The sequence below is a fragment of the Gammaproteobacteria bacterium genome (assembly GCA_036383255.1).
Classification (GTDB): Bacteria; Pseudomonadota; Gammaproteobacteria; order Natronospirales; family REEB76; genus DASUBN01.
On record DASVOS010000012.1, the window covers coordinates 5,001 to 28,304 of the forward strand.

The following is a 23,304-nucleotide window of genomic DNA, read 5'->3' on the forward strand; positions in this document are numbered from 1 at the left end:
CACTAGCGTGCATCCCCGGGAAGTGGTGCGGGCAGCCCTAAAGCACAACGCGGCGGCGCTGATCTTCGCCCACAACCACCCCTCGGGGGTGGCGGAGCCCAGCGACGCGGACCGGCGCCTCACCCGCCGCCTGCAGGACGCCCTGGCGCTGGTGGACATCCGGGTGCTGGACCACTTCGTGGTGGGGGATGGGGAGGTGGCATCCTTCGCGGAAAGGGGCTGGCTCTGAACGGCCTATTTAGAGGCGCGACCCCGCATCTAAGCCCCTAAATTTGCTTGCTAAATGGGCGCCGGCTGCTAAAATAGCCGCCCTTTCGCCCCCTGCCCGGGCGAAGCGTTTCCAAGAGGATTTCCGTCATGTCGAGAGTCTGCCAGGTCACGGGCAAAGCCCCCACCACCGGTAACAACGTCTCGCACGCCAACAACAAGACGCGTCGTCGTTGGCTGCCGAACCTGCACACCCACCGCTTCTGGCTGGACAGCGAGAAGCGCTTCGTGAGCCTGCGCGTGTCCACCAAGGGCATGCGCACCATCGACAAACTGGGCGTCGAGGCCGTGGTCGAGCAGATCCGCGCCCGCGGCGACAAGGTCTGAGGTAACAAGCCATGCGTGAGAAGATCAAACTCGTCTCGAGCGCCGACACCGGCCACTACTACACCACCACCAAGAACCGCCGCCTCCATCCGGACAAGCTGGAGACGATGAAGTTCGACCCGGTGGCGCGCAAGCACGTGAAGTACAAGGAAGCCAAGATCAAGTAAGCGCTTCCGGTACCGGAAAAGAAAAACCCCGCCTCTCGGCGGGGTTTTTGTTTCTGCGTTTACTTGAGGCTTAGGCCGCTTGCGGCAGCGTGTAGCTGCGCAGGTGCGCGGCGAACTCCTGCAGGGAGGCGATGCCGCTCTGCTCCGCCTCATGGCACCAGTCCTTGAAGTGCTGCAGCAGCGTGTCGTTGCTCTGGGCGTTGTTCTCCCACAGCTTCTCCAGCTTCATGCGGAAGCCGTACACCGTGTCCAGGGCCTGGCTGCGGGCCAGCGCCAGGCGCAGGCGCCGCTGCTCCACCGCGTTCAGGAGACCACGCTCACGGATCATCAGACGGCGGGTGCCGGCCAGGAGCTTGGTGCGCATGGCACAGGCGCCTTGCTTCTCGGCCTTGTAGGCCGGGACGATGACGTTGCGGCCGTAATGCCGCAGCACATGCAGGCGGTTCTGGATGATGGCCTGCACGGTATGCAGGTCCACGTTGGCGGCCTTGCTGATGACCGGCGTCGGGGCCACGCGGCGGACCTTCACGAGTCCCAGGGCCTTGAGGGCGCGGATGTACATCCAGCCGAGGTCGAACTCCCAGGGGCGCAGCGCGAACTTGGCCGAGCTCGGGAAGGCATGATGGTTGTTGTGCAGCTCTTCGCCGCCCAGGATGATGCCCCAGGGCATCACGTTGGTGGCCGCGTCCTTGCACTCGAAGTTGCGATAGCCCGAATGGTGGCCGATACCGTTCACCACGCCGGCGGCGAGGAACGGGATGGCGATCATCTGCAGGGCCCAGATGGTGAGGCCGGGGATGCCGAACAGGGCGACGTCGACCACCAACATGATGGCCACGCCGAGCTTGCCGTGGGCGGTATAGACCTTGCGCTCGATCCAGTCGGCGGGCGTGCCGCGACCGTATTTCTCGAGGGTCTCGGGGTTCTGGGCTTCCTCGCGGTAGAGCTCGGCGCCTTCCAGCACGACCTTGGCCAGGCCCTTGAACTTGGGGCTATGGGGGTCTTCGGCGGTCTCGCACAGGGCATGGTGCTTGCGGTGCACCGCCACCCACTCCTTGGTGAGCATGCCGGTGGAGAGCCACAGCCAGGCGCGCATCACATGGCTCACCAGCGGGTGCATATCGAGACCCCGATGGGTCGCGGTGCGATGCAGGTAGAGAGTGACGCTGAGGATGGTGAAATGGATCATCAGGGCCGCGACCAGGACGTAAGCCCAGACCGGGAGCCCGAGGAGACCATGGAGGAAGATGTGCAAGTGACTGACCTACCTAGCTAATAACTGATTATGTTGACTATAGGGCATGGGGTTAGCGCAGTCCATCGGGGCAACCCTGATGCCTTGCAAACCGGGCATTAAGCCCGTAAAAAGGCCCTTCCCCCGCTTCACGATTGCGCAAAATTGCGCCAACGGAAGCTTGAACAACCCGTCGCCCTGGATACTTTTTCGCCAGCATGCCTACCGGGACCTCTCGCGCGCTTGCAGCACCGCTGGTGAAGGTGGAAGACCTCCACCGTTCATATGGGCTGCGCCACGCCGTACAAGGGCTCTCGTTCGAGCTGGCACGGGGCGAGATCCTGGGGCTCCTGGGCCCCAACGGCGCCGGCAAGACCAGCACCCTGCAGATGCTATCGGGGAACCTCGCCCCCAGCCGCGGACGGGTTCTCATAAACGGCATCGACCTCCTGGACGAACCGCTCCGGGCCAAGGCTGAGCTCGGCTACCTGCCGGAATTGCCGCCGCTCTACCCGGACCTCACGGTGGACGAATACCTGGATTACTGCGCGGCCCTGCACCGGCTGCCCAAGCCGCGGCGGCGCGCCGCCCGGGACAATGCCCGGGAGCGCTGCGGGCTCAAGGACACGGGCCGGAGGCTCATCGGCAACCTCTCCAAGGGCTACCAGCAGCGGGTGGGCGTGGCCCAGGCGATCATCCATGCGCCGGCGGTGGTGATCCTGGACGAGCCCACGGTGGGCCTCGACCCGATCCAGATCCGCGAAGTGCGCGCGCTCATCGCCGAACTCGGCAAGGAGCACGGCGTGATCCTCTCCACCCACATCCTGCCGGAGGTGCAGGCGGTGTGCAGCCGCGTGCAGATCATCCACAGGGGCCGCACCGTGTACAGCGACAGCGTGGCCGCGCTCGCGGCTCAGCAGCAGCCCCTGAGCCTGGTGCTGGACTGCCGCGAGCTGCCCGCGCTCAAGGAACTGCGCGCCATCGAGGGCGTGGAATCGGTGGAGAAGCTCGACGCCCATCGTGCGCGGCTGGGCTTCGCCGCCGGCACCGATCCCGCCGAGGCGGTGGCGGCCCTCGCGGTGCGCGGCAAGTGGGGCCTGCGCGGCCTCACCCCGGAGTACAAATCCCTGGAGCAGGTGTTCGTGGAACTCACCACCGCCGACGACGCGGGAGTCACGCCATGATGGCCTTCACCATCGCCTGGCGCGAGCTGCGCAACCTGTTCCTCTCGCCCCTGGCCTGGGTGCTGCTGGCGGTGATCGAGTTCATCCAGGCCTGGCTGTTCGCGGTGGCGGTGGAGACCTTCCGCGGCGACCCCAGCGGCATTGCCGGCGTCACCGACCAGGTGGGCGCTGGCCTGTTCAGCCTCGCCAGCATCATCATGCTGATGGTGGTGCCGCTCCTGTCCATGCGCCTCATCAGCGAGGAGCGGCGCAGCGGCAGCCTGACGCTGCTGCTCTCGGCGCCGGTGCGCATCAGCGAGATCGTGCTCGGCAAGTACCTGGGCCTGACCGCATTCCTGGCGCTGATGGTGGCGGTGCTGGCGGCCATGCCGCTCTCGCTCGCCGCCGGCACGCAGCTCGACTACGGCAAGCTCGCCTCCGGCGCCCTCGGGCTCATGCTGCTCCTGGGGGCCTTCGCCGCCGCCGGCCTCTACATGTCCACCCTCACGCGCCAGCCGGTGGTGGCGGCGGTTTCGGGCTTCGGCCTGCTGCTGTTCCTGTGGTTCATCGACTGGATCGGGCACGGCAGCCCGCGCTTCAGCGCGCTGCTCCACTACTTCTCCCTCACCGACCACTACACCTCGATGCTGCGCGGCAGCTTCGACAGCGCCGACGTGGCGTTCTACCTCATCTTCATCGGCACGTTCCTGGCGCTCGGCATCCGGCGCCTGGAATCAGCGCGGCTGCAGGGCTGAGGCGCGCATGCAGGTCACCTCGCACTCCCGCCGCCGGGTCCTGGCCCAGAACCTGCTCTCCACGCTGCTGGTACTGGTGGTGGCGGGACTCCTGGCCTGGCTCAGCAACCAGTACGTGTACCGGGCGGACTGGACCTACGGCCACCGCAACTCCCTCTCGCCGGCGAGCGTGAAGCTGCTCGCGGCCCTCAAGGAGCCGCTCACCGTCACCGCCTATGCCCGCACCGAATCGCCGTTCCGCGACGCGCTGAAGCGCTTCATCCGCAACTACGAGACGGTGAAGCCGGACGTGGCGCTCACCTTCGTGGACCCGGACCGGGAGCCGGAGGCGGCGCGCCGCGCCGGAATCACCCGCGACGGCCAAGTGGTGCTGCAGTACGCCGGGCGCAGCGAGAAGCTGGAGCAGGTGACGGAAGCCGAGATGGGCGACGCACTGCAGCGGCTGGCGCGCTCCTCGGAGCGCTACGTAGTCTTCCTCAGCGGCGACGGCGAGCGCAGCCCCACGGGCGAGCACAACTTCGACCTGGGCGACTTCGGCAAGCAGCTTGAGGCCAAGGGCTTCAAGGTGCAGAGCCTGAACCTCGCGGCGAACCCCGGCGTGCCGCAGAACACCTCGGTGCTGGTGATCGCCGGCCCCCAAGCCCAGGTGCTGCCGGGCATGGTGCGCATGATCCGCGACTACGTGAAGCGCGGCGGCAACCTGCTCTGGCTCGGTGACCCGGGTCCGCTCTATGGGTTCGAGCCCCTGGCCTCGGACCTGGGCCTGCGCTTCGGCGCCGGCACGCTGGTGGATCCGGACACGCAGCTCTTCGGCATCGACGATCCCAAGGTGATCATGGTGCCCAAGTACCCGGCGGAGAGCGCCGTGGCCCACGGCCTCTCCACCATCACCGCGTTCCCGGACGTGACCTCGGTCAGCGTGGACAAGGCCAAGGGCTGGGAGGAGGACCCGTTCCTTGAGAGCCTGCCGCGCAGCTGGCTCGAGACCGGCAAGCTCGCGGGTTCGGTGGCCTATGATCCCAAGGCCGATACGCTCGGCCCCCTCACCATCGGCCTCGCGCTCACGCGCATGGTGGGCGACCATGAACAGCGGGTGATGGTCACCGGCGATGGCGACTTCCTCTCCAACCAATATGTCGGCACCGCCGGCAACCTCGACCTCGGGCTCGACATGTTCAACTGGGCGAGCCACGACGACGCGTTCATCGACATCAATCCGCGGCCGGCGCCGGACCTGACGCTGGGCCTCACGCCCACCGCGCAGGGCGTGATCGGACTCGTGTTCCTGTTCCTGCTGCCGGTGCTGTTCCTCTCCGCCGGCCTCGGCGTGTGGCTGCGCCGGCGCCGCCGCTGATGGCGCTCAATCCACGCAGCCGCCTGAACCTCGCCCTGCTGGCCCTGGCGGCGCTGCTGGGCGCCTTCGCCTATTTCCGGCCCGGCCTGAAGGCGCCGGTACAGGCGCCCCCGGTGGCGGCAGACGCGACTGCGCTCTCGGACGTGCGCATCGCCCTCGCCGGCAAGCCGGAGATCCACCTGGTGCGCAAGGGCGAAGCCTGGCGCATGCGGGCGCCGCTGGATTTCCCCGCTGATGCGGCACTCATGCAGGGCTTACTAGACAGCTTGGCGGCGCCGCTGGAGCGGGGGTTCCCCGCCGCCGGCACCGAGCTCGCCAAGTACGGCCTGGATAAGCCGCTGGCCCGGCTCTGGCTCGATGGCAAGGAGTATGCGTTCGGCCTGCTTCAGCCCGTGAGCAAGCAGCGCTACGTACTGCACGGCGGCAAGGTGCGCCTCGTGGACGACTACGTGTTCTACCGCATCGCCCATGACACCTACTGGTGGCTGGACAAGCGGCTGGTGCCGGAGGGCGCGCGCATCACGGCGCTACAGCTGCCCCATGCCACCCTCACTCAGGACTCGAAAGGCATCTGGCAGCTCGCACCGGCAAACAAGGGTGCGACGCCAGAGACCATCCAGACGCTGGTAGATGCCTGGCAAGATGCCTACGCCATGGGCATGGCGCCCATCGGCAAGGGGAAGCGCCTGGGCGAGGTGGCCTTAAGCCTCGCCGGCGCGAAGGAACCGCTGCGTTTTCTCATCCTGGACGATCCGGACTACCTGATCCTGGCCCGGCCCGACCTTAAGCTCGAGTACCAGGTGGACATCAGCCGCAACGACGCGCTGCTCGCCCCCGGCACTGAACCTTGAACCCACATGCCTGAGCTTCCTGAAGTCGAGACTGCCCGGCGCGGCATCGCGCCGCACCTGGTCGGCCATCGGGTCACCGCGGTGGTGGTGCGGGACCGGCGCCTGCGCTGGCCGGTGCCGGCGGCACTGCTCAAGGAGCTGCCAGGCCAGCGCATCGAAGACGTGGCGCGGCGCGGCAAGTACCTCCTGCTCAAGACCCGCGCCGGCACTGCGCTGCTGCACCTAGGCATGTCCGGGAGCCTGCGGATCACGTCCCGGGACACGCCGCCCCTGAAGCACGACCATGTGGACCTCGTGATGGACACGGGCAAGGCGCTGCGCCTGCGCGACCCGCGCCGCTTCGGCGCACTGCTGTGGACCCGCGACGACCCCGGGAAGCACAAGCTGTTGAGGGGCCTGGGGCCCGAGCCCCTAGGCGACGAGCTCGACGGCGAGTACCTGTTCGAGGCCTCCCGCGGCCGCAAGGTGGCGGTGAAGCAGTTCATCATGGACAGCCACGTGGTGGTGGGCGTGGGCAACATCTACGCCAGCGAGAGCCTGTTCCTGGCGGCCATCAAGCCGCAGCGCGCCGCCGGCCGCGTGAGCCGCAAGGAATACGCCGCGCTGGCCCGCGGCATCAAGAAGGTGCTCACCGCCTCCATCAAGGCCGGCGGCACCACGCTGCGGGACTTCGCCCGGGAGGACGGCGAGCCCGGCTACTTCAGCCAGCGCCTCAGGGTCTATGACCGCGCCGGTGAACGCTGCTACCGCTGCGGCGGGACCATCGCCGCGAAGGCCACCGGGCAGCGGATGACTTACTGGTGTCCGGATTGTCAGAGATAGATCGGACCTGCGCCTCTTCTCTTACCCCGTAGCGCGAGCCGAGCACCGCCGCGAGCAAGTGAAGCCCGCAGGGGCGTCGGCAGGGATGCCGATGCCTTCACACGCGGGGCAGGAAGCCCCGTGTGTGAAGCTGCGCAGCGAGCAAGGCGCGCAGGGAAGGTGCGGCTTCCGCACCCCGCGCTCCGGGTGAGCGCTTTTGGTTACTTTTGGCGCGCCAAAAGTAACCCGCCGCCAGGAGGCGGCGGAATGGGATTTCGGCAGGGATGCCGCGTTACAATCTTCATATGGGCAACCGCCTCTCCAAGATCTACACCCGCACCGGCGACGACGGTACCACCGGTCTCGGCGACGGCACGCGCGTGCCGAAAGACGACGCCCGGGTCGAGGCCTACGGCACCGTGGACGAACTCAACAGCGTCATCGGCATGCTGCTGGCGGAGGACGTGCACGTGGACATCCGCGCCTGCCTCACGCGGGTGCAGCATGAACTCCTGGACCTGGGGGGAGAGCTCTGCATCCCGGGTTACACCGCCATCACCGCCGAGCAGGTGGCGCGCCTGGAGAACGAGCTGGACGGCTTCAACGCGCCCCTGCCGCCGCTCAAGGAATTCATCCTGCCGGGCGGCAGCCCCGCCGCGGCCGCCTGTCACCTGGCCCGCACCGTGTGCCGGCGCGCCGAGCGGCGCACCTACACGCTGCACCGGCACGCGCAGGTGAACCCCCTGGCGCTCCAGTATCTCAACCGCCTCTCGGACCTCTTGTTCGTGCTGGCGCGGGTGATCGCACGGCACGATAGAGGTACCGAGGTGCTGTGGAATCATGAGAAGAACAAAGACTGAAGCCTTAGTGCGCGGCTGCGCGCGTATCCCTGATCTTTTGCAATGATTCGCAGAGCTGCTTGCCTGCATCGAGCAGGCGCGGCGTGGAGCGCGAGATCCAGTCGTCGTTCACCACCACGAAGGCATCCGCTTTCACGGCGGCGAGCTTCGGCCAGCGCCGCCATTCCTTGATTCGCTGGGCCACGTCACCCTCCCCATCGCCGGTGGCGATCACCTCCGGGTCCCGGGCCAGCACCGCCTCCAGGCTCACGGCCGGCGCGAGGTCAGAGAGGTCCGCGAACACGTTGCGCCCGCCGCAGATCACGATGAGGTCGCTGATGCTGTGGGTGCCGCCCACGGTGAACAGGGGCTCGGCGGAGATCTCATAGAACACCTTGAGCGGCGCGGCGTGCTCATAGCGGCTGCGCAACGCGCCCAGGCGCGTGCGGAAGTCCTCGGCGGCAAGCTGGGCCGAGGCGGCATGGCCGGTGGCGAGGCCCAGGAGTTCCAGGTTCGCAGCGATGTCCGGCAGCCTGTGAGTGCCGACGGCGAGCACCGTGAACCTGAGGCTGCGCAGCTTGTCGATGAGGACCTGGGGCGTGCCGCCCTGCCACACCAGCACCAGATCCGGCTTGAGGGCCAGGAGCTTCTCGGCATCCACGTGGAAGGCATCGCCCACCCGGGGCAGCTGCTTTGCCGCCGCCGGCCAGTCGCTGTACTCCACGGTGCCCACCAAGGCATCGCCGGCACCCACGTCGTAGGTGAGTTCCGCCATGTCCGGCGCCAGGGCCACGATGCGCTTGGCCGGCGCCGCCAGCGTGACTTCCACGCCGTCGGCACCCTTGAGATGGATGTCCGCCAGCGCCGCGCCGGGAGCGCCAGCGAATAGCCAGAAGAAGATAAAACCTGAAACCTGTTTTCTGGCCGTCATGAGGCGGAGCGAGGCAAGGCGCGCGGCGGCGAGTGCCGGCGAGTGTACGGGCCAGTACATGAGCCGGTCGAGCCGGCGCGCAACGCGGCCGCAGCCCGCCGCAGTAGGCCAGAAACAGGTTTCACCAAGACCACTGAAAGATCGAGAAAAGCGCGTACACGACAACCCAGATGATCAGGGTGCGCCGCACCAGGCCGAGGGAGGACTTGAGGCGGGTGAGACCGGTCTCCTCCCCCACGGTGCCGCGCACCGCGCCCAGGCCCGTGAACACCAGCACGTCGCCGCTCACCTGGAAGAAACGCAAGCTGCAGGCGTGGTAGTAGGCCTTGAGATCGGAGACCGCGTCCTCGAAGCTGCCTGCCAAGGCATACCCGATCGCAGTCAGGTGAGCCGGTATCCAGTCCAGCACACCCAGGAGGCGCGCCGCCGCGGCATAGGTCTCCGGGCTCAAGTCCGGCAGCGGCCTGCGCTGCATGAGGTCGGCGCAGCGGTACAGCACCGCGCCGCCGGGGCCCAGGATCCCGAACCAGAACAGCACGCCGAACTGGCGCGCGTTCGCCTCGCGGAACACACACTGGGTCACGGCGCGGGTGCGCTCCGCGGCGTCGGCCGGCGGCTCGGTCTGCAGGAGCTCCGCCGCCAGGCGCTCGGCACGGACTTCGTCCCCGGCTTGCGCAGCCTCTATATAAGCGTCCACTTGGTCATGCAGGTCCTTCGGACCCAGGCAGAACCAGAACACCGCAGCGGCGAACACGAAGCCGAAGCCTTCCCAGATGTGGGAGAGCAGGTCCCCCAGGAACAAGGCCACCACCGCCGGCACCAGCACGATGAGCAGCGCGCCGGCGGTGGCACGCACCGGATCGGCGTTGCGGGCGAGGCCGGCGAAGGCCTCGGCATAGGCATTGAACCAGCGCGCGTCGCGCAACCGCTCGAGCTGGCGCGCGGCCTGATCCAGCAGCAGGGCGAAGAGGACGGCCAGGAAACTCATGGCTGCGTAGTAGACCCGGCGCGCGGCTGGCTTGCAAGTATGTCGCGGTAGCGCATCCAGTCGAACGCGGGACCGGGATCGGTCTTGCGGCCGGGTGCGATGTCGCTATGGCCGACGATGCGGGACGTGGTGATGCCGGGATAGGCGCGCATCAGCGCGGCGCTGACGCAGGCGAGGGAGCTGTACTGGGGTCCCGCGTAGGGCGTGGTGTCGTCCCCCTCGATCTCGATGCCGATGGAGAAGTCGTTGCAGGCTTCGCGGTCCTGGAAGCGGGAGGCGCCGGCGTGCCAGGCGCGCATGTGGAACGGCACGAACTGGACCACCTCGCCGCCGCGGCGGATGAGGAGGTGCGGCGCCACGCGCAGGCCCGCGATGTCCTTGAAGTAGGGATGCGCGTCGGGCGGCAGCTGCCCGAGGAACAACTGCTCGATCCAGGGGCCGCCGAACTCTCCCGGCGGAAGGCTGATGCCGTGGATCACCAGCAGGTCCACGGCCATGCCCGCCGGGCGCGCGTCGCAATGGGGCGAGGGCCGGTACGCGGCGCCGGACAGGAGTCCCGTGACGAGGTCCACTTCGTGCTGCATCCCTTAAGTATCCCTCAAGCCGGGGTGGCGCGTGGCCCCCAAATGCGCAAGACTGCGCATACAGACTTTCCGGGGACCCCAAAAGCCCATGGCCCAGCACCGTACCCCTGCCCTCCGGGAGATGCTCGCCGGCCTCATCCAGGCGCCCTCCGTCAGCAGCGTCAACCCCGAGTTCGACATGTCCAACCGCACCGCCGCCGAGCGCATCGCCGGCTGGCTGGACAGCGCCGGCTTCCAGGTGCGGCTGCAGGAGATCCCCGGGCACCCCGGCAAGGTCAACGTCATCGGCGTGCTGGGGCGCGGGCCCGGCGGCCTGGTGCTGGCGGGACACATGGATACGGTCCCCTACGACCAGGGACGCTGGGATTCAGACCCCTTCAAGCTCACGGAGCGGGACGGCCAGTACTATGGCCTCGGCATCAGCGACATGAAGGGCTTCATCGCCATGGCGGTGGAGGCCGGTGCGCGCCATAAGGCCGATGACCTCAAGCAGCCGCTCATCGTGATCGCCACGGCGGACGAGGAGAGCAGCATGTGCGGCGGCCGCGCGCTCAGCGAGGCCGACCTGCCGAAGGCGCGCTACGCCATCATCGGCGAGCCGACCGCCATGAAGCCTGTGCACATGCACAAGGGCATCCTCATGGAGGCGGTGAAGATCATCGGTCATTCCGGCCACTCCAGCGACCCCAGCCTCGGCAGGAACGCGCTGGAGGGCATGCACAAGGCCATCGCGGGCCTGCTCGAGTACCGCGGCGAACTGCAGCACAAGCACCACGACCACCACTTCAAGGTGCCGACGCCGACCCTCAACCTCGGCCACATCAAGGGCGGCGACAACCCGAACCGCATCTGCCCGGAGTGCGAGCTGCACTTCGACATCCGCATCCTGCCCGGCATGACCGTGGAAGCGGTGCGGGCCGAGGCGCGCGCGCGGCTCACGGAGACGCTGGCCGGGAGCGGCTTCGGCATCGAGTTCAGGAGCCTGTTCAAGGGCACCGACCCCCTTGAAACACCTGGTACTTCGGCGTTGGTGCAGGCGGCGGAGAATCTCACCGGCCACAAGGCGGAGGCGGTGGCCTTCGCGACGGAAGGTCCCTTCCTGCAGAAGCTCGGCATGCAGACCGTGATCCTCGGTCCCGGCGACATCGACGTGGCGCACCAGCCCAACGAGCGCCTGCCCATCGCGAACGTGGAACCGACCTTGCAGATGCTCGAACGCTTCATCCAAAGGTTCTGCGTCACCCCCGAACCATGAGCGCGAACGACGCCTTCATACGCCGCGACCTCTCGGTGTTGTGGCACCCCTGCACCCAGATGAAGGACCACGAGTCCCTGCCGCCGGTGCCGATCCGGCGCGGCCAGGGCGTGTGGCTGGAGGACTTCGAGGGCAAGCGCTACCTGGACGCCATCAGTTCCTGGTGGGTGAACCTGTTCGGCCACGCGAACCCGCGCATCAACGCCGCCCTAGCCCGGCAGATGGCCGAGCTCGAGCACGTGATCCTGGCGGGATTCAGCCATACCGCCGTGGTGGAACTCTCTGAACGGCTGGTGCAGCTCGTGCCGCCGGGCCTGTCCCGCTGCTTCTACGCCGACAACGGCTCATCGGCCGTGGAAGTGGCGGTGAAGATGAGCTTCCACTACTGGAAGAACCTGGGGAAGCCGAAGAAGACGCGCTTCATCACCTTGAGCAACAGCTACCACGGCGAGACCCTCGGCGCCCTCGCGGTGGGCAACGTGGAGCTCTATAAAGAGACCTACAAGCCCCTGCTCATGGACGTGATCACGGTGCCGAGCCCGGACTGCTTCAGCCGCGAGCCCGGCGAGAGCTGGGAGTCCCACACGCGAAAGATGTTTTCCCACATGGAGCAGGCCCTGGAGCGGCACCATGACGAGGTGGCGGCGGTCATCCTGGAGCCCCTGGTGCAGTGCGCCGGCCACATGCGCATGTACCACCCGGTATACCTCACGCTGCTGCGCGAGGCCTGCGATCGCCACGGCGTGCACCTCATCGCCGACGAGATCGCCGTGGGCTTCGGCCGTACCGGCACGCTGTTCGCTTGTGAACAAGCAAACATCACGCCGGACTTCCTGTGCCTCTCCAAGGGCCTCACGGGAGGCTACCTGCCCTTGAGCGTGGTCCTTACCCGCGAGGCGGTCTACGACGCCTTCTACGATGACTACACCAAGCTGAACGCGTTCCTGCATTCCCACAGCTACACCGGCAACGCCCTGGGCTGCCGCGCGGCGCTCGCGACCCTGGATATCTTCAAGGAAGACGACGTCATCACGAGGAACCGCACCCTCGCCGCCCACATGGCCAAGGCCGCGGCGCCGCTCGCGGACCATCCCCACGTGGCGGAGGTGCGCCAGCACGGCATGATCCTCGCCATCGAGCTCGTGAAAGACAAGAAGAACCGCAGGCCCTACGACTGGAAGGAGCGGCGCGGCCTCAAGGTGTACCGGCACGGCCTGCAAAAAGGAGTGCTGCTCAGGCCCGTGGGACCGGTGGTGTACTTCATGCCGCCCTACGTGATCACGCCGGAGGAGATCGGCCTCATGGTGCGCACGGCGGCAGAAGGCATCGAACTGGCGGTGGCGGACTAGATGCGCACGATCCGTGTGTTCCATGGCAGCCGCCTGATGGGCAAGGAGCGGGTGGCACTGGATGCTGCCGCCGCGAAACACGTGCTCACGGTGCTGCGCCTGAAGCCCGGCGCGGAGCTCACGCTGTTCGACGGCTCGGGCTTCGAGTTCCCGGCGCTGCTGGAGCAGGCGGACAGGAAGCAGGCGCTGGTGAAGATCACCGGCATGCACGGGCCGGCGGTGGAGTCGCCCCTGCAGGTGACCTTGGCCCAGGGCGTGTCCCGGGGCGAGCGCATGGACTACACCATCCAGAAGGCGGTGGAACTCGGTATCGCCGCCATCGTGCCGGTGCTCACGGAGCGCAGCGTGGTGAAGCTGGACGACAAGGGAGCCGCCAAGAAGCGCGAGCACTGGCAGGGCGTGGCGACCAGCGCCTGCGAGCAGTCCGGCCGGGTGCGCGTCCCCGTGGTGGCGATGCCGGTGAGCCTGGCGCGCTTCCTGGCGGAGAAGCCGGAAGGGGATCTCAAGCTCCTGCTGGATCCGCAGGCAGGCGTGACGGCGGGCAAGCTGCCCCGCCCCGCCGACGGCAAGGCCATGCTGCTGGTGGGGCCGGAGGGAGGTCTCAGTGAGAGCGAGGTCGCGCTGGCGGCGCGGGTGGGATTCCAGGGGCTGAAGCTCGGGCCGCGCATATTGCGCACCGAGACGGCGGCGCTGGTGGCGCTCAGCCTATTGCAGGCGTCGTGGGGTGATCTGGATTAAGCCGGTGGGAGCGGGATTTCGGTGGCCGTGCCGGAGCCAGTGGCGGTGTCCGTGAAGCGCCGCTCCGGCATGACCTCCAGCAGCTTCGCCTCGATCGCTTCCAGGTCCGGGATGTAGGGCCGCTCGTTGGCCATGCGCACCCGGTTCAGCACCGGGCCGTCGTTGGCGCCGAAGTCGTTCTCAGGGTCTACCGAGAGCACCGCCGGGTTCACGCGCACCAGGTAGGGATAACCCTGGGTCAGGATGGCGAAGAGCGGCGGGTTGATCTGCTCGCCGATGGCGTGGGCCACGGCGATGCGGGTGCGGTTGGCCCGCTCCGGCACCTTGCGGCCGCACATGCCCTCGAAGGACACCAGCGGGATCTCCTGGCCGTTCCAGGTGATGATGCCGAGCAGCCACTCCGGCGCGCCGCGCACGGGCTTCGGGCGCAGGAAACCGGTGACCTCGGTGATGGACAGGCGCGGCAGGATCATCTTGCCCCCGGCGAAGGGGATGAGCAGGCTGTAGACCTCTTCGAACTGCTGTTCAGCCATGCATCACCAGCTGGTGCGCTGCGGGTTGAAGCTGCCCACCAGCTCCTGGATGTTCTCGAGGAGCTCGGCTTCCTGGTAGGGCTTGCCCAGGTAGCGGTTCACGCCGATCTCCATGGCGCGGTTGCGGTGCTTCTCGCCGGTGCGCGAGGTGATCATGATGATCGGGATGGCCTTGAAGCGCTCGTCGTTGCGCATGTGGGTCGCCAGTTCGTAGCCGTCCATGCGCGGCATCTCGATGTCCAGCAGCATGACGTCCGGGACGGTCTCCTGCAACGTCGCCAGGGCATCCACGCCGTCCTTCGCGGTGATGACGCGCATGTTGTAGCGCTCCAGGAGGCGCTGGGTCACGCGGCGCACGGTGATGGAGTCGTCCACCACCATGGCGAGGACACGGCGGTCCTCCTGCGGGGCCTCGCGTTCCTCCACCACGATCTGTTCGGCTTCCGGCTGCGCCACGCTGCGCGCCAGGGAAGAGACGTCCAGGATCAGGAGGATGCTGCCGTCGCCCAGGATGGTGGCGCCGGACAGGCCGCGGATGCTGCCCACCTGCGGACCGACGGACTTCACGACGACCTCGCGGCTACCCTGCATGCCTTCGGTGATGAGCGCGATGCTGGCGTCGCCGCTGCGCACCAGCAGCAGCGGGATGGTGGTGAGCTCCTCGGGGAACTGCGGGGCGCCGATGCCGAGCAGCACCGAGAGGTGCTGCAGCCGGTACTGGCGGCCGCCGTAGGTGTACACCGGGTCCTCGGTGGACATGAGCTGCTCGAGCTGCATGCGCGGGATGCGCGCGATGGCCTCGATGGAGGGCAGCGGCACCGCGTAGGGCTGATCAGCCACCTTCACCAGCAAGGCCTGGGTGATGGAGAGGGTGAACGGCAGGCGCACGGTGAACTTGGCGCCCTGCCCTTCCGTCGAATCCATGCGCAGCGTGCCGCCGAGCTGCTTGATCTCGCTCGCCACCACGTCCATGCCCACGCCGCGGCCGGCGGACTGGGTCACCTTCTGGGCGGTGGAGAAGCCGGGCTCCAGGATGAACTGCATGACGTCGCGGTCGCTGAGGCGCACGTCCTTGGCGGCCATGCCGAGTTCCTCGGCCTTCTTGCGGATGGCCTTGAGGTTCAGGCCGGCGCCGTCGTCCATGACCTCCATCACCACTTCCGAACCCTCGCGGTGCAGGGCGATGGTGATGGTGCCGGACTCCGGCTTCTTGTGTTGCTTGCGGCTCTTGCCGTCCTCGATGCCGTGCACCACGGAGTTGCGCAGCATGTGCTCGAGGGGCGCCAGCACGCGTTCCAGCACCTGGCGGTCCATCTCGCCTTCTGCGCCGATGAACCTGAGGTCCACGGTCTTCTTCTCTTCGTCCGCGGTCTGGCGCACCACGCGGCGCAGGCGCTGGGCGTGGCGTGAGAACGGCACCATGCGCGTGCGCATGAGTCCGTCCTGCAGCTCGGTGGTGACGCGCGACTGCTGCAGCAGCAGCGTCTCGGTCTCGCGCGCCTGGTTGGTGAGCAGCGCCTGGATGCTCGCGAGGTCGCCCACGGACTCCGCCAGCGCGCGCGACAGCTGCTGCATGGTGGAGAACTGGTCCAGCTCCAGCGGGTCGAAGTCGGGGTTGGCGTTCTCGCCCGCTTCCTGCACGTACTGGGAACGAATCTGGGTCTCGGTCTCGATCTCCATCTTGCGCAGCTGGTCGCGCAGTCGCACCACCGTCTGCTCGAGCTCGCCGAGGTTGAAGTTGATGGTGCTGACCTGCTGCTCCAGGCGCGAGCGGTAGATGCCCACCTCGCCCGCGTAGTTGAGCGCGTTCTCGAGCAGATCCGCGCGCACGCGCACCAGCTCGTACTGGATGCGCGAACCGGTGCGGCGCTCGGCCTCGCCGCCCATGGCGGCTTCGGCGGCGGCTTCCGTGTCCGGAAGCCCGTCCTCCTCGGGAGCGGCCTCGGGCGCGGCGGCCCGGGCGGCCGGCTCGGCCGCAGGTGCCTCTTCGGTGTGGTCGATGATCGGCGGCGGCGGCCTGATGGTGACCGACTCGAAGCGCTCCTCCGGAGCCTCCGGCTCCAGCTCCTGGTCCACGGTGTGGCCGTGCACGCGCTTGAGGTCCAGCACCAGGTCGCCGGCGTCGAAGATGGGCTGGTTCGCGTAGGCCTGCTCCATCATGCGGTGCAGGCGGTCCACGGAACGGTTGAGCAGGATGAAGAGCTCGCTGGAGGCGGCGATGCGGCCGTCCACCACGTCCGTCAGCACCGTCTCCATCTCATGGGAGAGGTCGCCCATGGGAGAGAGGCCCGCCATGCGCGCGCCGCCCTTGAGGGTGTGCAGGTTGCGCTGCAGCTGGGTGACCACGTCGGCATCGGTCTTGTTCTGGGACCAGTGGTGCAGGCTCGCGTCGGTGGACTCCAGGAGCTCATTGGCCTCCTCGAAGAAGATGGCCGCGAGGTCCGGATCGAAATCCTTGAGGTCCGAGAGCTGCACGAACTTGGGCGGCGCCGCGGGCTTGGGCGCCCCGGCGGCGCGGGCAGACGTGTCCGTCGTCCCCTTCTTGCCGCCCTTCTGCTTGGGCGGGGTCGGCATCGCCGGGCTCTCTTCAGCCACGTCGGCCGGGCCGGACATGACGATGTCCTCGCCCGCCAGTTCCTCGGCGATGCCCTCGGTGCCGGTGATGATCCCGGTCTCGATGCCGGTGAGCGTGGTGGTGCCCTCCGGCCTGAGGTGCTTCAGCCGCTCCATCAGGCCCTTCGGCGGCGGGATCACCTCGCCGTTGCCCAGCGCGCCCAGCATGGCGCGCATGGAGGCGATCACGTCCTTCACCAGCGTGACGTGCTCGGAGGGCAGCATCAGGTCCTGCTCGCGCAGGTGCGCCACGTAGCGGTGCATGGGCTCGATGAGCATGGCCATGTTGGCCGCGCCGGCCAGCGCCGCGCTGCCGTGCAGCGTGTGCAGGGCGCGCACCACGTCCTCGCCGATGCTGCGGTCGGTGAGGATCTGGTTGCGGAACGCGTCGAGGGCCAGGAGATGGTTCTCGGCCTCGCGCTTGAAGATGTCGTACAGCACCGGGTCCATGGCGACCGCCGGCGGCAGCACCTCGACCCGTGGCATGATGACCGTCGGCTCTTCCATCCCCGGCAGGCCCACGCCGGCGGGGCGGATCATGGTCGGCTCCTCGGGGGGCGCAGCCGCGGCGGCGGCGCTACCCGGCAGCGGCGGCTGTTCGCCGCGGCTGAAGGCGGCGGCGGCGTCCATCATCGGCGCCACGTCCACCTTGGGTGCGCTGCCGACCTCGAGCTGCTCGACGAGCTCGGGCAGGGCGGCGATGCCCATGTCGATGAGCGCGAACATGTCATCGCTCGGGTGCACCGTCTGGTCGATGACGCGGTTCAGCATGTTCTCGTAGGACCAGGCGAACTCGCCGATGAGGCGCGCGCCCACCATGCGACCGCTGCCTTTCAACGTATGGAACGAACGGCGCAGCGTGGTCAGGGCCTCCCGGTCACCCGGGTTGCTGCGCCAGCGCGGGAAGGTCTCGCGTAGCGAGTTCATCTCCTCCTGGGCTTCCTCCAGGAAGATCTCCACGATCTCGGGATCCACGTCCTGCGCCAGCACCGGCACGGCCGGCATGGCAGGCGCCGCCGGCTTGGCCGCGGGCTTCGCGGCGGCGGGCTTGGCGGGCATGACCTTCGGCGCGTCCTGCTCCGAGACCATGATGGTCGGGACTTCCTTGATCTGGGTCGGCTCGTCGCTCGGGGTCTCGAGCGAGATCTCCTCGACCATGGCGCCCGACTCCATGGTGATGGTCTCGCCGGGCTCGGACTCGACACCGGTCATGTCGATGTCCTCGTCCTCCGGGTACTCCTGGTCGGCCGGGAAGCCGAGCGCCGAGACGCAGGCCTCGGCGTTGTCCAGCATGGAGAGCGGGTTGCCGCGCCCCTGCTGCACCGTCTCCAGGTAGAACTCCATGCTGACGATGGCGTCCGCCATGCGGTCCAGCTCGTTGTGCGGCGGCGCGCCCTTGGTGACGAGCAGCTTCTTCAGGATGTACTGGCGCAGGCTGGCCAGCAGGCTCACCACCCGCGGCATCTCCAGGAAGCGGAAACTGGCCTGGATCTCGCGGATGTGGCCCGGCAGGGGCTTGAGCATGTCGCGCCGCGCCGGGTCGTTCACGAACTCGACGATGGCTTCCTTGACGCGCGCCATGTTGATGATGGATTCGCGGATGACCGCGGCCTGCACCTCGCGCATCTCCGCCTGGGAGGAGGCGGCGCTGGGGCTGGTGCTCTTGCCGCTGCCGTCCGGCGTGACGAGGTCGGACATGGCCTCGTCCAGGCCGCTCTCGACCTTGACGATGCCGCTCGCGATGTCCATGAGCGCCGTCTCGTCCGGCGCCTTCTTCTCGACGAGGATCTTCTTGAGGTTGCCGCGCTGGGCATCCAGTTCCTGGTTCAGGGCCGGCAAGCCCAGCACCGTGAGGGTGTCCCCCACCTTCTTGATGAGTTCGTCCAGGGGGCTAAGCTCGGCGGTGTCCGACTTGCCCATGCGCACGAAGATGTCGAGGGTGTCCTTGATGCGGCCGATGTCCTCGCGGATGGCCCCGGACACCGTGCGCATGAGGTTCACGTTCGGCCCGGACAGGCTGTCGCGCGCCTCCTGCACCTCGGATTCCTGCGGCAGCAGCTCGCCGAGCTTGAAGGACTCCTTGATCGAGAGGATGCGCTTGCCGGCGGTGTCGGCGCGGCCGATGTAGTAGAGCAGGTTGTTGACCAGGTCCTGGACCGGGTCCTCGGCCGCCTGGCTCTCGCCTTGCTCCATGAGCCGCTTCATCTGGCGGTCCACCTGGCCGAGCAGCTGCTTCAGGCTCACGTCCGCCTGGATGCCGCCCTCCTGCAGGCCCTCGATGATGCCGCCGACGATCCACCACAGCTCGAACACCGCCGGGGTGGTGGCGGCCTGCTCCAGCTTCTCGGCGCAGTCGGCCAGCACCGCGAGGTGCTTGGCCGCGTCGTCACCCTTGTACCAGCCGAGCAGCGCAGCCTGGAACTTCGGCCGCACCTTGCCGGCGAGGCTCTTGATGTCCACCGCCTTGGCGGGCGCCGCCTGCGGCGCCATGGTGGCGGTGCTGCGGCCGGCGAGGTTGTAGGCGAACAGCGCGCTCTCCGAGAGCAGCGGCTGGCCGCGCACGGTGCGCAGGTCGTTGAGCAGCGAGAGCAGCGCCAGCGGCATGTCGCGCCGGCCGCCGATGACGCGCTCCAGGTAGTCCGGGAGCTGCAGCATGGCGCGCATGAGCACCTCGAAGGCGGCGTCGTTGCGCGCCACCTCGCCGGTCTCGAAGCCGCGCACCACCGACTCCATCTCCTCGGCCAGCATCGCCGCGCCGTACACCTCGACGATGCGCAGCGTGCCCTGCACCTGGTGCAGGAGCTCGAGGCACTGGGTCAGGGATTCCTTGTCGTCGGCCTTCTCGACGTAGGTCTCGAGGGCCTGACGCGCGCGCACGAGCGTGTGATCAAGCTCGTTCTTGATCCACAGCAGCGAGTCTGAAGCGACCTGGCTCATGTGCGCGTCACGTCTCCGCCGTCATCTCAGGCCATCTGCTCGGGCCGCATCACCAGGGTCTCCTGGCTGCGGTTGCTGGGCAGCTTGAAGCCGGCGACCGACTTTCTCATCTCGGTCGCGAGGGCCGCGAGCTTGCCTACGCTGACCGCCGTGGCGTTGGTGCCTTCGGTGGTCTGCGCGGTGATCTCTCTAATCACGTTCATGGTGCGGGACACCTCGCCGGCGGTCTGCGCCTGCTGGCGCGCCGCGTTGGAGATGCTCTGCACCAGCGTCGCGATGTGGTTGGCCACCTTCTCGATCTCGTCCAGTGCCGAACCTGCGTTCTCGGCCAGCTGGGCTCCGCCCACCACGCCCGCAGTCGACTGTTCCATCGAGATCACCGCTTCGTTGGTGTCGGTCTGAATGGTCTTCACCAGCGCTTCGATCTGCCGCGTCGCGTTGGCGGAGCGTTCTGCGAGGCGTTGCACTTCGTCCGCCACCACCGCGAAACCGCGGCCCGCTTCGCCGGCCATGGACGCCTGGATCGCGGCGTTGAGTGCCAGGATGTTCGTCTGTTCGGCGATGTCGTTGATGAGTTCCACGATGTCGCCGATCTCCTGGGAGGATTCGCCCAGCCGCTTGATTCGCTTAGAGGTCTCTTGAATCGTTTCACGGATCGAGTTCATGCCGTCGATGGTGCGGCGCACCGCCTGGCCGCCCTTGTGCGCGATCTCCACCGACTGCGCGGCCACCTTCGCCGAGCGTTCGGCGTTAGCGGACACCTGCTCAATGGACTTCGCCATCTCGGTGATCGACTGGGATGCCGTGTTGATCTGCTTGGACTGGTTCACGGACGCCTCGGCGAGGTGCGTCGTGGTCGCCTGCGTCTGGCGGGCGGCGGCGTCCACCTGCACCGCGGTGTCGTTGATGGTGGCCACCAGGCCGCGCAGGGCCTCGAGGGCGTAGTTGATCGAGTCCGCGATCGCGCCCGTGATGTCCTCGGTCACGGTCACCTGCACGGTGAGGTCGCCGTCTGCCAGCGAGCCGAGTTCGTCCAGGAGCCGCAGAATCGCCTGCTGGTTTCGTTCGTTGGTCTCGAGCTGCATCTGCGCCGCGCGGCGGGCGTCGCCGCCCAGCACGTACAGGTAGAGGATGCCCACCAGCAGCAGGATGCCGACGAGGCCGAGGCCGTAGCCCACCGAGGGCCGCGTGAGGCGGCGGTTCACGTCGCGCACGTAGCTGGTGTTGATGGCCTGGGCGTTGTTGAGCAGCTGGTCGCTGATGTCGTGGATGGTGGCGTTGGCCTTCTGCACGTTGATGAGCAGCTCGACCAGCGGCATCAGGGTGTTGAGGTTGTCGTTGACCGCGCGGAAGCGGACGTTGGTCTGGGTCTGCAGCGGCAGGAGGCCCGCGTCGTTCACCGCGGTGAGGCCGAGCGAGGGGCTGCCCTCGAAGATGGCCTGGTTGATGCGGTTGAGGTTCTGCACCGCGTCGCTCAGCTCCTGCGGGATGCCGGAGACGTCGCCGTGGTTGCCGCCGGTGGTGAGCAGGTTCACGTCGCGCAGGATCACCTGGCCGTAGTAGCTGCGCTTGGTGGCGTAGTAGATCAGCGCGGCCGAAGCCTTGCGGTTCTTGGCCTCGTCGGAGAACTTGTCCCAGGCGGCGAGCAGGTCCGGCATGGTCTGGCGGATGCCGTTGGCGGCCTGGTTGGCGTTGGTGAGCTGGTCCTTGGCCGAGAGGATCACCTGCAGCGCGGCCCGCACCTGGCCCCACTGGTTCTGCAGCACGGAAAGCTCGGAGAGCACTTCGCCGGTAGCGGCGGGCATCAGGGTCTGGGGGTCGCCGTTGCCCATGAGGGTGATGGTGTTGTCGAACTGGTCACGCCCGTTGGAGAGCTGCGTGAACGCGTCCTGGTTGCCGGCGACCGCTTCGTCCGCCGAACGCACCACGCTCTGTGAGATCAGCGACTGCTGCGCCGAGAGTCTCAGGAACTGGGTGTCGCGGGTGGAGTCGCGCGCCACGACCACGAAGTCGTATACCGCCGCGGCCACCATGATGGCTGCCAGGAACAGCAGCAGGTACAGCGGTGTATTGGATCGCTTCTCGTTGTCGGCCATGTCAGTTCACCCTAGCTATTTATGTGAGCCTTTCTCGTCTCTCCCAAGCGGCAGCGCGGGCGGCTCACGCCGCGTGCCCTCCCCCATCAGCGCGAGGCCTGCATGAACACGGCGCTCTCCACCAAGCCGTGCAGTCCCAGGATCCCCCACACGTCGTCCTCGTTGCCGTAGGCGCCCGCCAGGAACGGCGTCATGCCGGGCAGCGTCTCCGGCATCACCTCGGCCTTCTCCGAGGCGATGAAGCGGCGGAAGCCGCGTACCTCGTCCACCAGCAGGCCGGCGGGGATGTCGCCGTGGTTCACCATCAGCACCCGCGAGGTGCGGCTGAGCGTGATGGGCTCGCCGCCGAAGAACGCGGAGAGGTCCGTCACCGGCAGCAACTGGCCGCGCACGTTGGCGAGGCCCAGCATCCAGGGCTTGGCGCCCGGCAGCGGCGTGACGCCGGGCCACACCAGTACTTCACGCACCTCCTGCCGCGCCGCCACCAGGCGGGTCTTGCCCACCCGGAAGCCGACGCCCACCCATTCCTCCTCGTGGCCGGCCTCCTGGCCGCGGCCCGAGGCCGCGATGCGGCTGCGACGCTCCAGCTCCTGCAGGAGCTCGAAGGGTCGTTCGCGGAGTTCGAGGAGTGCGCTCGCCATGGGTTATCCCGCGATCACTTCCTTGATCTTGTCCACGAGCTGCTTCTCGGTGACGGGCTTGGGCAGGTACGCGACCGCGCCCTGGCGCATGCCCCAGATCTTGTCCGTCTCCTGGTCCTTGGTGGTGACCATGACCACCGGGATGCGGGAGGTGTCCGGATCCTTGGAGAGCTGGCGCGTCGCCTGGAAGCCGCTCATGCCGGGCATCACCACGTCCATGATGATGGCGTCGGGCTTCTCGGCCTTGGCCTTGTCGATGCCTTCCTCGCCGCTCTCGGCGGTGATGGTGCTGAAGCCGTTCTTCTCCAGCCAGGTCTTGAGGACATGCACCTCGGTCGGCGAATCGTCGATGATGAGCACGGTGGACATGACTACTCTTCCTCTCTAGTTGCGCTGCGCCCGGACCCGCCGGACGCATGGAAATCAGGCGCTCTTCCGCACGTGGCGGTGGATGGCGCCCACCAGTTCGTCCTTCGTGAAAGGCTTGGTCAGGTACTGCTCTGAGCCGACGATGCGGCCGCGCGCGCGGTCGAACAGGCCGTCCTTGCTGGACAGCATGATCACCGGGGTCGCCTTGAAGTTGTTGTTGTGCTTGATGAGGGCGCAGGTCTGGTAGCCGTCGAGGCGCGGCATCATGATGTCCACGAAGATGATGTCGGGCTTGTGGTCGGCGATCTTGGAGAGCGCCTCGAAGCCGTCCACGGCGGTCACCACCTCGCAGCCTTCCTTGGAGAGGAGCGTCTCCGCCGTCTTGCGGATGGTCTTGCTGTCGTCGATCACCAGGACCTTGAGGCCCTGCAGACCGCCCTCCGTGTTCTCACTAGCCACCGTCACCTCCGCGCATAAACCCCCGGCCGCCGCGCAGTCGCGGGGCAGCAGCC

General features: G+C 67.7%; 22 protein-coding genes (1 of these 22 cut by a window edge). 12 read left to right on the forward strand and 10 right to left on the reverse strand.

Translation table 11 applies throughout. The features are described 5' to 3' along the window. The 3 genes from radC to rpmG form a co-directional block, all read left to right on the forward strand. Positions 1–229: the 3' portion of a DNA repair protein RadC gene (gene radC, locus VF651_07705; protein HEX7965583.1), read on the forward strand. It extends 446 nt beyond the left edge of the window; the window shows 229 of its 675 coding nt (coding positions 447–675); the start codon falls outside the window, past its left edge; it ends in the stop codon at positions 227–229. 128 nt (positions 230–357) lie between these two features. Beyond that, on the forward strand, positions 358–594 hold the full coding sequence (rpmB, locus tag VF651_07710; GenBank protein HEX7965584.1) for a 50S ribosomal protein L28: 237 nt from the start codon (positions 358–360) through the stop codon (positions 592–594). An 11-nt stretch (positions 595–605) separates the two neighbouring features. Beyond that, a complete protein-coding gene (rpmG, locus tag VF651_07715; protein ID HEX7965585.1) occupies positions 606–761 on the forward strand; it encodes a 50S ribosomal protein L33 in 156 nt (51 codons plus the stop codon). Between the two features lie 70 nt (positions 762–831). Here the strand turns inward: rpmG and VF651_07720 are convergent, their stop codons facing one another. Continuing rightward, positions 832–2,016, reverse strand: a complete 1,185-nt coding sequence (locus VF651_07720) for a fatty acid desaturase (GenBank protein HEX7965586.1) — start codon at positions 2,014–2,016, stop codon at positions 832–834. Between the two features lie 236 nt (positions 2,017–2,252). Between VF651_07720 and VF651_07725 the strand changes: the two genes are divergently transcribed. From VF651_07725 to VF651_07750, 6 genes are all read left to right on the forward strand, one after another. Then, positions 2,253–3,179 (forward strand): ATP-binding cassette domain-containing protein, encoded by a 927-nt coding sequence (locus VF651_07725; protein ID HEX7965587.1) that lies wholly within the window; start codon positions 2,253–2,255, stop codon positions 3,177–3,179. Then, positions 3,176–3,913, forward strand: coding sequence for an ABC transporter permease subunit (locus VF651_07730; protein HEX7965588.1), 738 nt, complete (start codon positions 3,176–3,178; stop codon positions 3,911–3,913). The genes VF651_07725 and VF651_07730 overlap by 4 nt, the downstream gene beginning before the upstream one ends. A 7-nt stretch (positions 3,914–3,920) precedes the next feature. Then, a complete protein-coding gene (locus tag VF651_07735; GenBank protein HEX7965589.1) occupies positions 3,921–5,267 on the forward strand; it encodes a GldG family protein in 1,347 nt (448 codons plus the stop codon). Next, positions 5,267–6,118 carry a DUF4340 domain-containing protein gene (locus VF651_07740; GenBank protein HEX7965590.1) on the forward strand — a complete coding sequence of 284 codons (852 nt, stop codon included), beginning with the start codon at positions 5,267–5,269 and terminating at the stop codon, positions 6,116–6,118. The genes VF651_07735 and VF651_07740 overlap by 1 nt, the downstream gene beginning before the upstream one ends. A 6-nt stretch (positions 6,119–6,124) precedes the next feature. Then, on the forward strand, positions 6,125–6,940 hold the full coding sequence (gene mutM, locus VF651_07745) for a bifunctional DNA-formamidopyrimidine glycosylase/DNA-(apurinic or apyrimidinic site) lyase (protein ID HEX7965591.1): 816 nt from the start codon (positions 6,125–6,127) through the stop codon (positions 6,938–6,940). A gap of 284 nt (positions 6,941–7,224) precedes the next feature. Further along, positions 7,225–7,779: a cob(I)yrinic acid a,c-diamide adenosyltransferase gene (locus VF651_07750; protein ID HEX7965592.1), complete on the forward strand. Its 555-nt coding sequence runs from the start codon at positions 7,225–7,227 to the stop codon at positions 7,777–7,779. A gap of 4 nt (positions 7,780–7,783) precedes the next feature. Here VF651_07750 and VF651_07755 read toward each other — a convergent pair whose 3' ends face one another. From VF651_07755 to ampD, 3 genes are all read right to left on the reverse strand, one after another. Then, a complete protein-coding gene (locus VF651_07755; GenBank protein HEX7965593.1) occupies positions 7,784–8,689 on the reverse strand; it encodes a cobalamin-binding protein in 906 nt (301 codons plus the stop codon). A 121-nt stretch (positions 8,690–8,810) separates the two neighbouring features. Further along, positions 8,811–9,677, reverse strand: coding sequence for a regulatory signaling modulator protein AmpE (gene ampE, locus VF651_07760; GenBank protein HEX7965594.1), 867 nt, complete (start codon positions 9,675–9,677; stop codon positions 8,811–8,813). Next, positions 9,674–10,261, reverse strand: coding sequence for a 1,6-anhydro-N-acetylmuramyl-L-alanine amidase AmpD (ampD, locus tag VF651_07765; GenBank protein HEX7965595.1), 588 nt, complete (start codon positions 10,259–10,261; stop codon positions 9,674–9,676). The genes ampE and ampD overlap by 4 nt, the downstream gene beginning before the upstream one ends. 88 nt (positions 10,262–10,349) lie before the next feature. Here ampD and argE point away from each other — a divergent pair, with 88 nt between their 5' ends. From argE to VF651_07780, 3 genes are read left to right on the forward strand one after another with little or no spacing between them, the layout of a single operon-like run. Then, entirely contained in the window at positions 10,350–11,516 is a 1,167-nt protein-coding gene (gene argE / locus VF651_07770; GenBank protein HEX7965596.1) for an acetylornithine deacetylase, read from the forward strand. Further along, positions 11,513–12,865, forward strand: coding sequence for an adenosylmethionine--8-amino-7-oxononanoate transaminase (locus VF651_07775; protein HEX7965597.1), 1,353 nt, complete (start codon positions 11,513–11,515; stop codon positions 12,863–12,865). The genes argE and VF651_07775 overlap by 4 nt, the downstream gene beginning before the upstream one ends. Then, on the forward strand, positions 12,866–13,603 hold the full coding sequence (locus VF651_07780; protein ID HEX7965598.1) for a 16S rRNA (uracil(1498)-N(3))-methyltransferase: 738 nt from the start codon (positions 12,866–12,868) through the stop codon (positions 13,601–13,603). Here VF651_07780 and VF651_07785 read toward each other — a convergent pair. From VF651_07785 to pilG, 6 genes are all read right to left on the reverse strand, one after another. Further along, entirely contained in the window at positions 13,600–14,136 is a 537-nt protein-coding gene (locus tag VF651_07785; protein HEX7965599.1) for a chemotaxis protein CheW, read from the reverse strand. The genes VF651_07780 and VF651_07785 overlap by 4 nt on opposite strands. Positions 14,137–14,139: 3 nt before the next feature. Next, positions 14,140–19,686, reverse strand: coding sequence for an Hpt domain-containing protein (locus VF651_07790; protein HEX7965600.1), 5,547 nt, complete (start codon positions 19,684–19,686; stop codon positions 14,140–14,142). A gap of 26 nt (positions 19,687–19,712) precedes the next feature. After that, positions 19,713–21,782, reverse strand: a complete 2,070-nt coding sequence (locus VF651_07795; GenBank protein HEX7965601.1) for a methyl-accepting chemotaxis protein — start codon at positions 21,780–21,782, stop codon at positions 19,713–19,715. Positions 21,783–21,868: 86 nt separating this feature from the next. Further along, entirely contained in the window at positions 21,869–22,423 is a 555-nt protein-coding gene (locus VF651_07800) for a chemotaxis protein CheW (GenBank protein ID HEX7965602.1), read from the reverse strand. 3 nt (positions 22,424–22,426) lie between these two features. Next, on the reverse strand, positions 22,427–22,792 hold the full coding sequence (locus VF651_07805) for a response regulator (GenBank protein HEX7965603.1): 366 nt from the start codon (positions 22,790–22,792) through the stop codon (positions 22,427–22,429). A gap of 54 nt (positions 22,793–22,846) precedes the next feature. Further along, the gene (gene pilG / locus VF651_07810; GenBank protein ID HEX7965604.1) at positions 22,847–23,251 is read right to left on the reverse strand and encodes a twitching motility response regulator PilG; all 405 of its coding nucleotides are present in this window, start codon (positions 23,249–23,251) and stop codon (positions 22,847–22,849) included. Positions 23,252–23,304 lie beyond the last annotated feature (53 nt).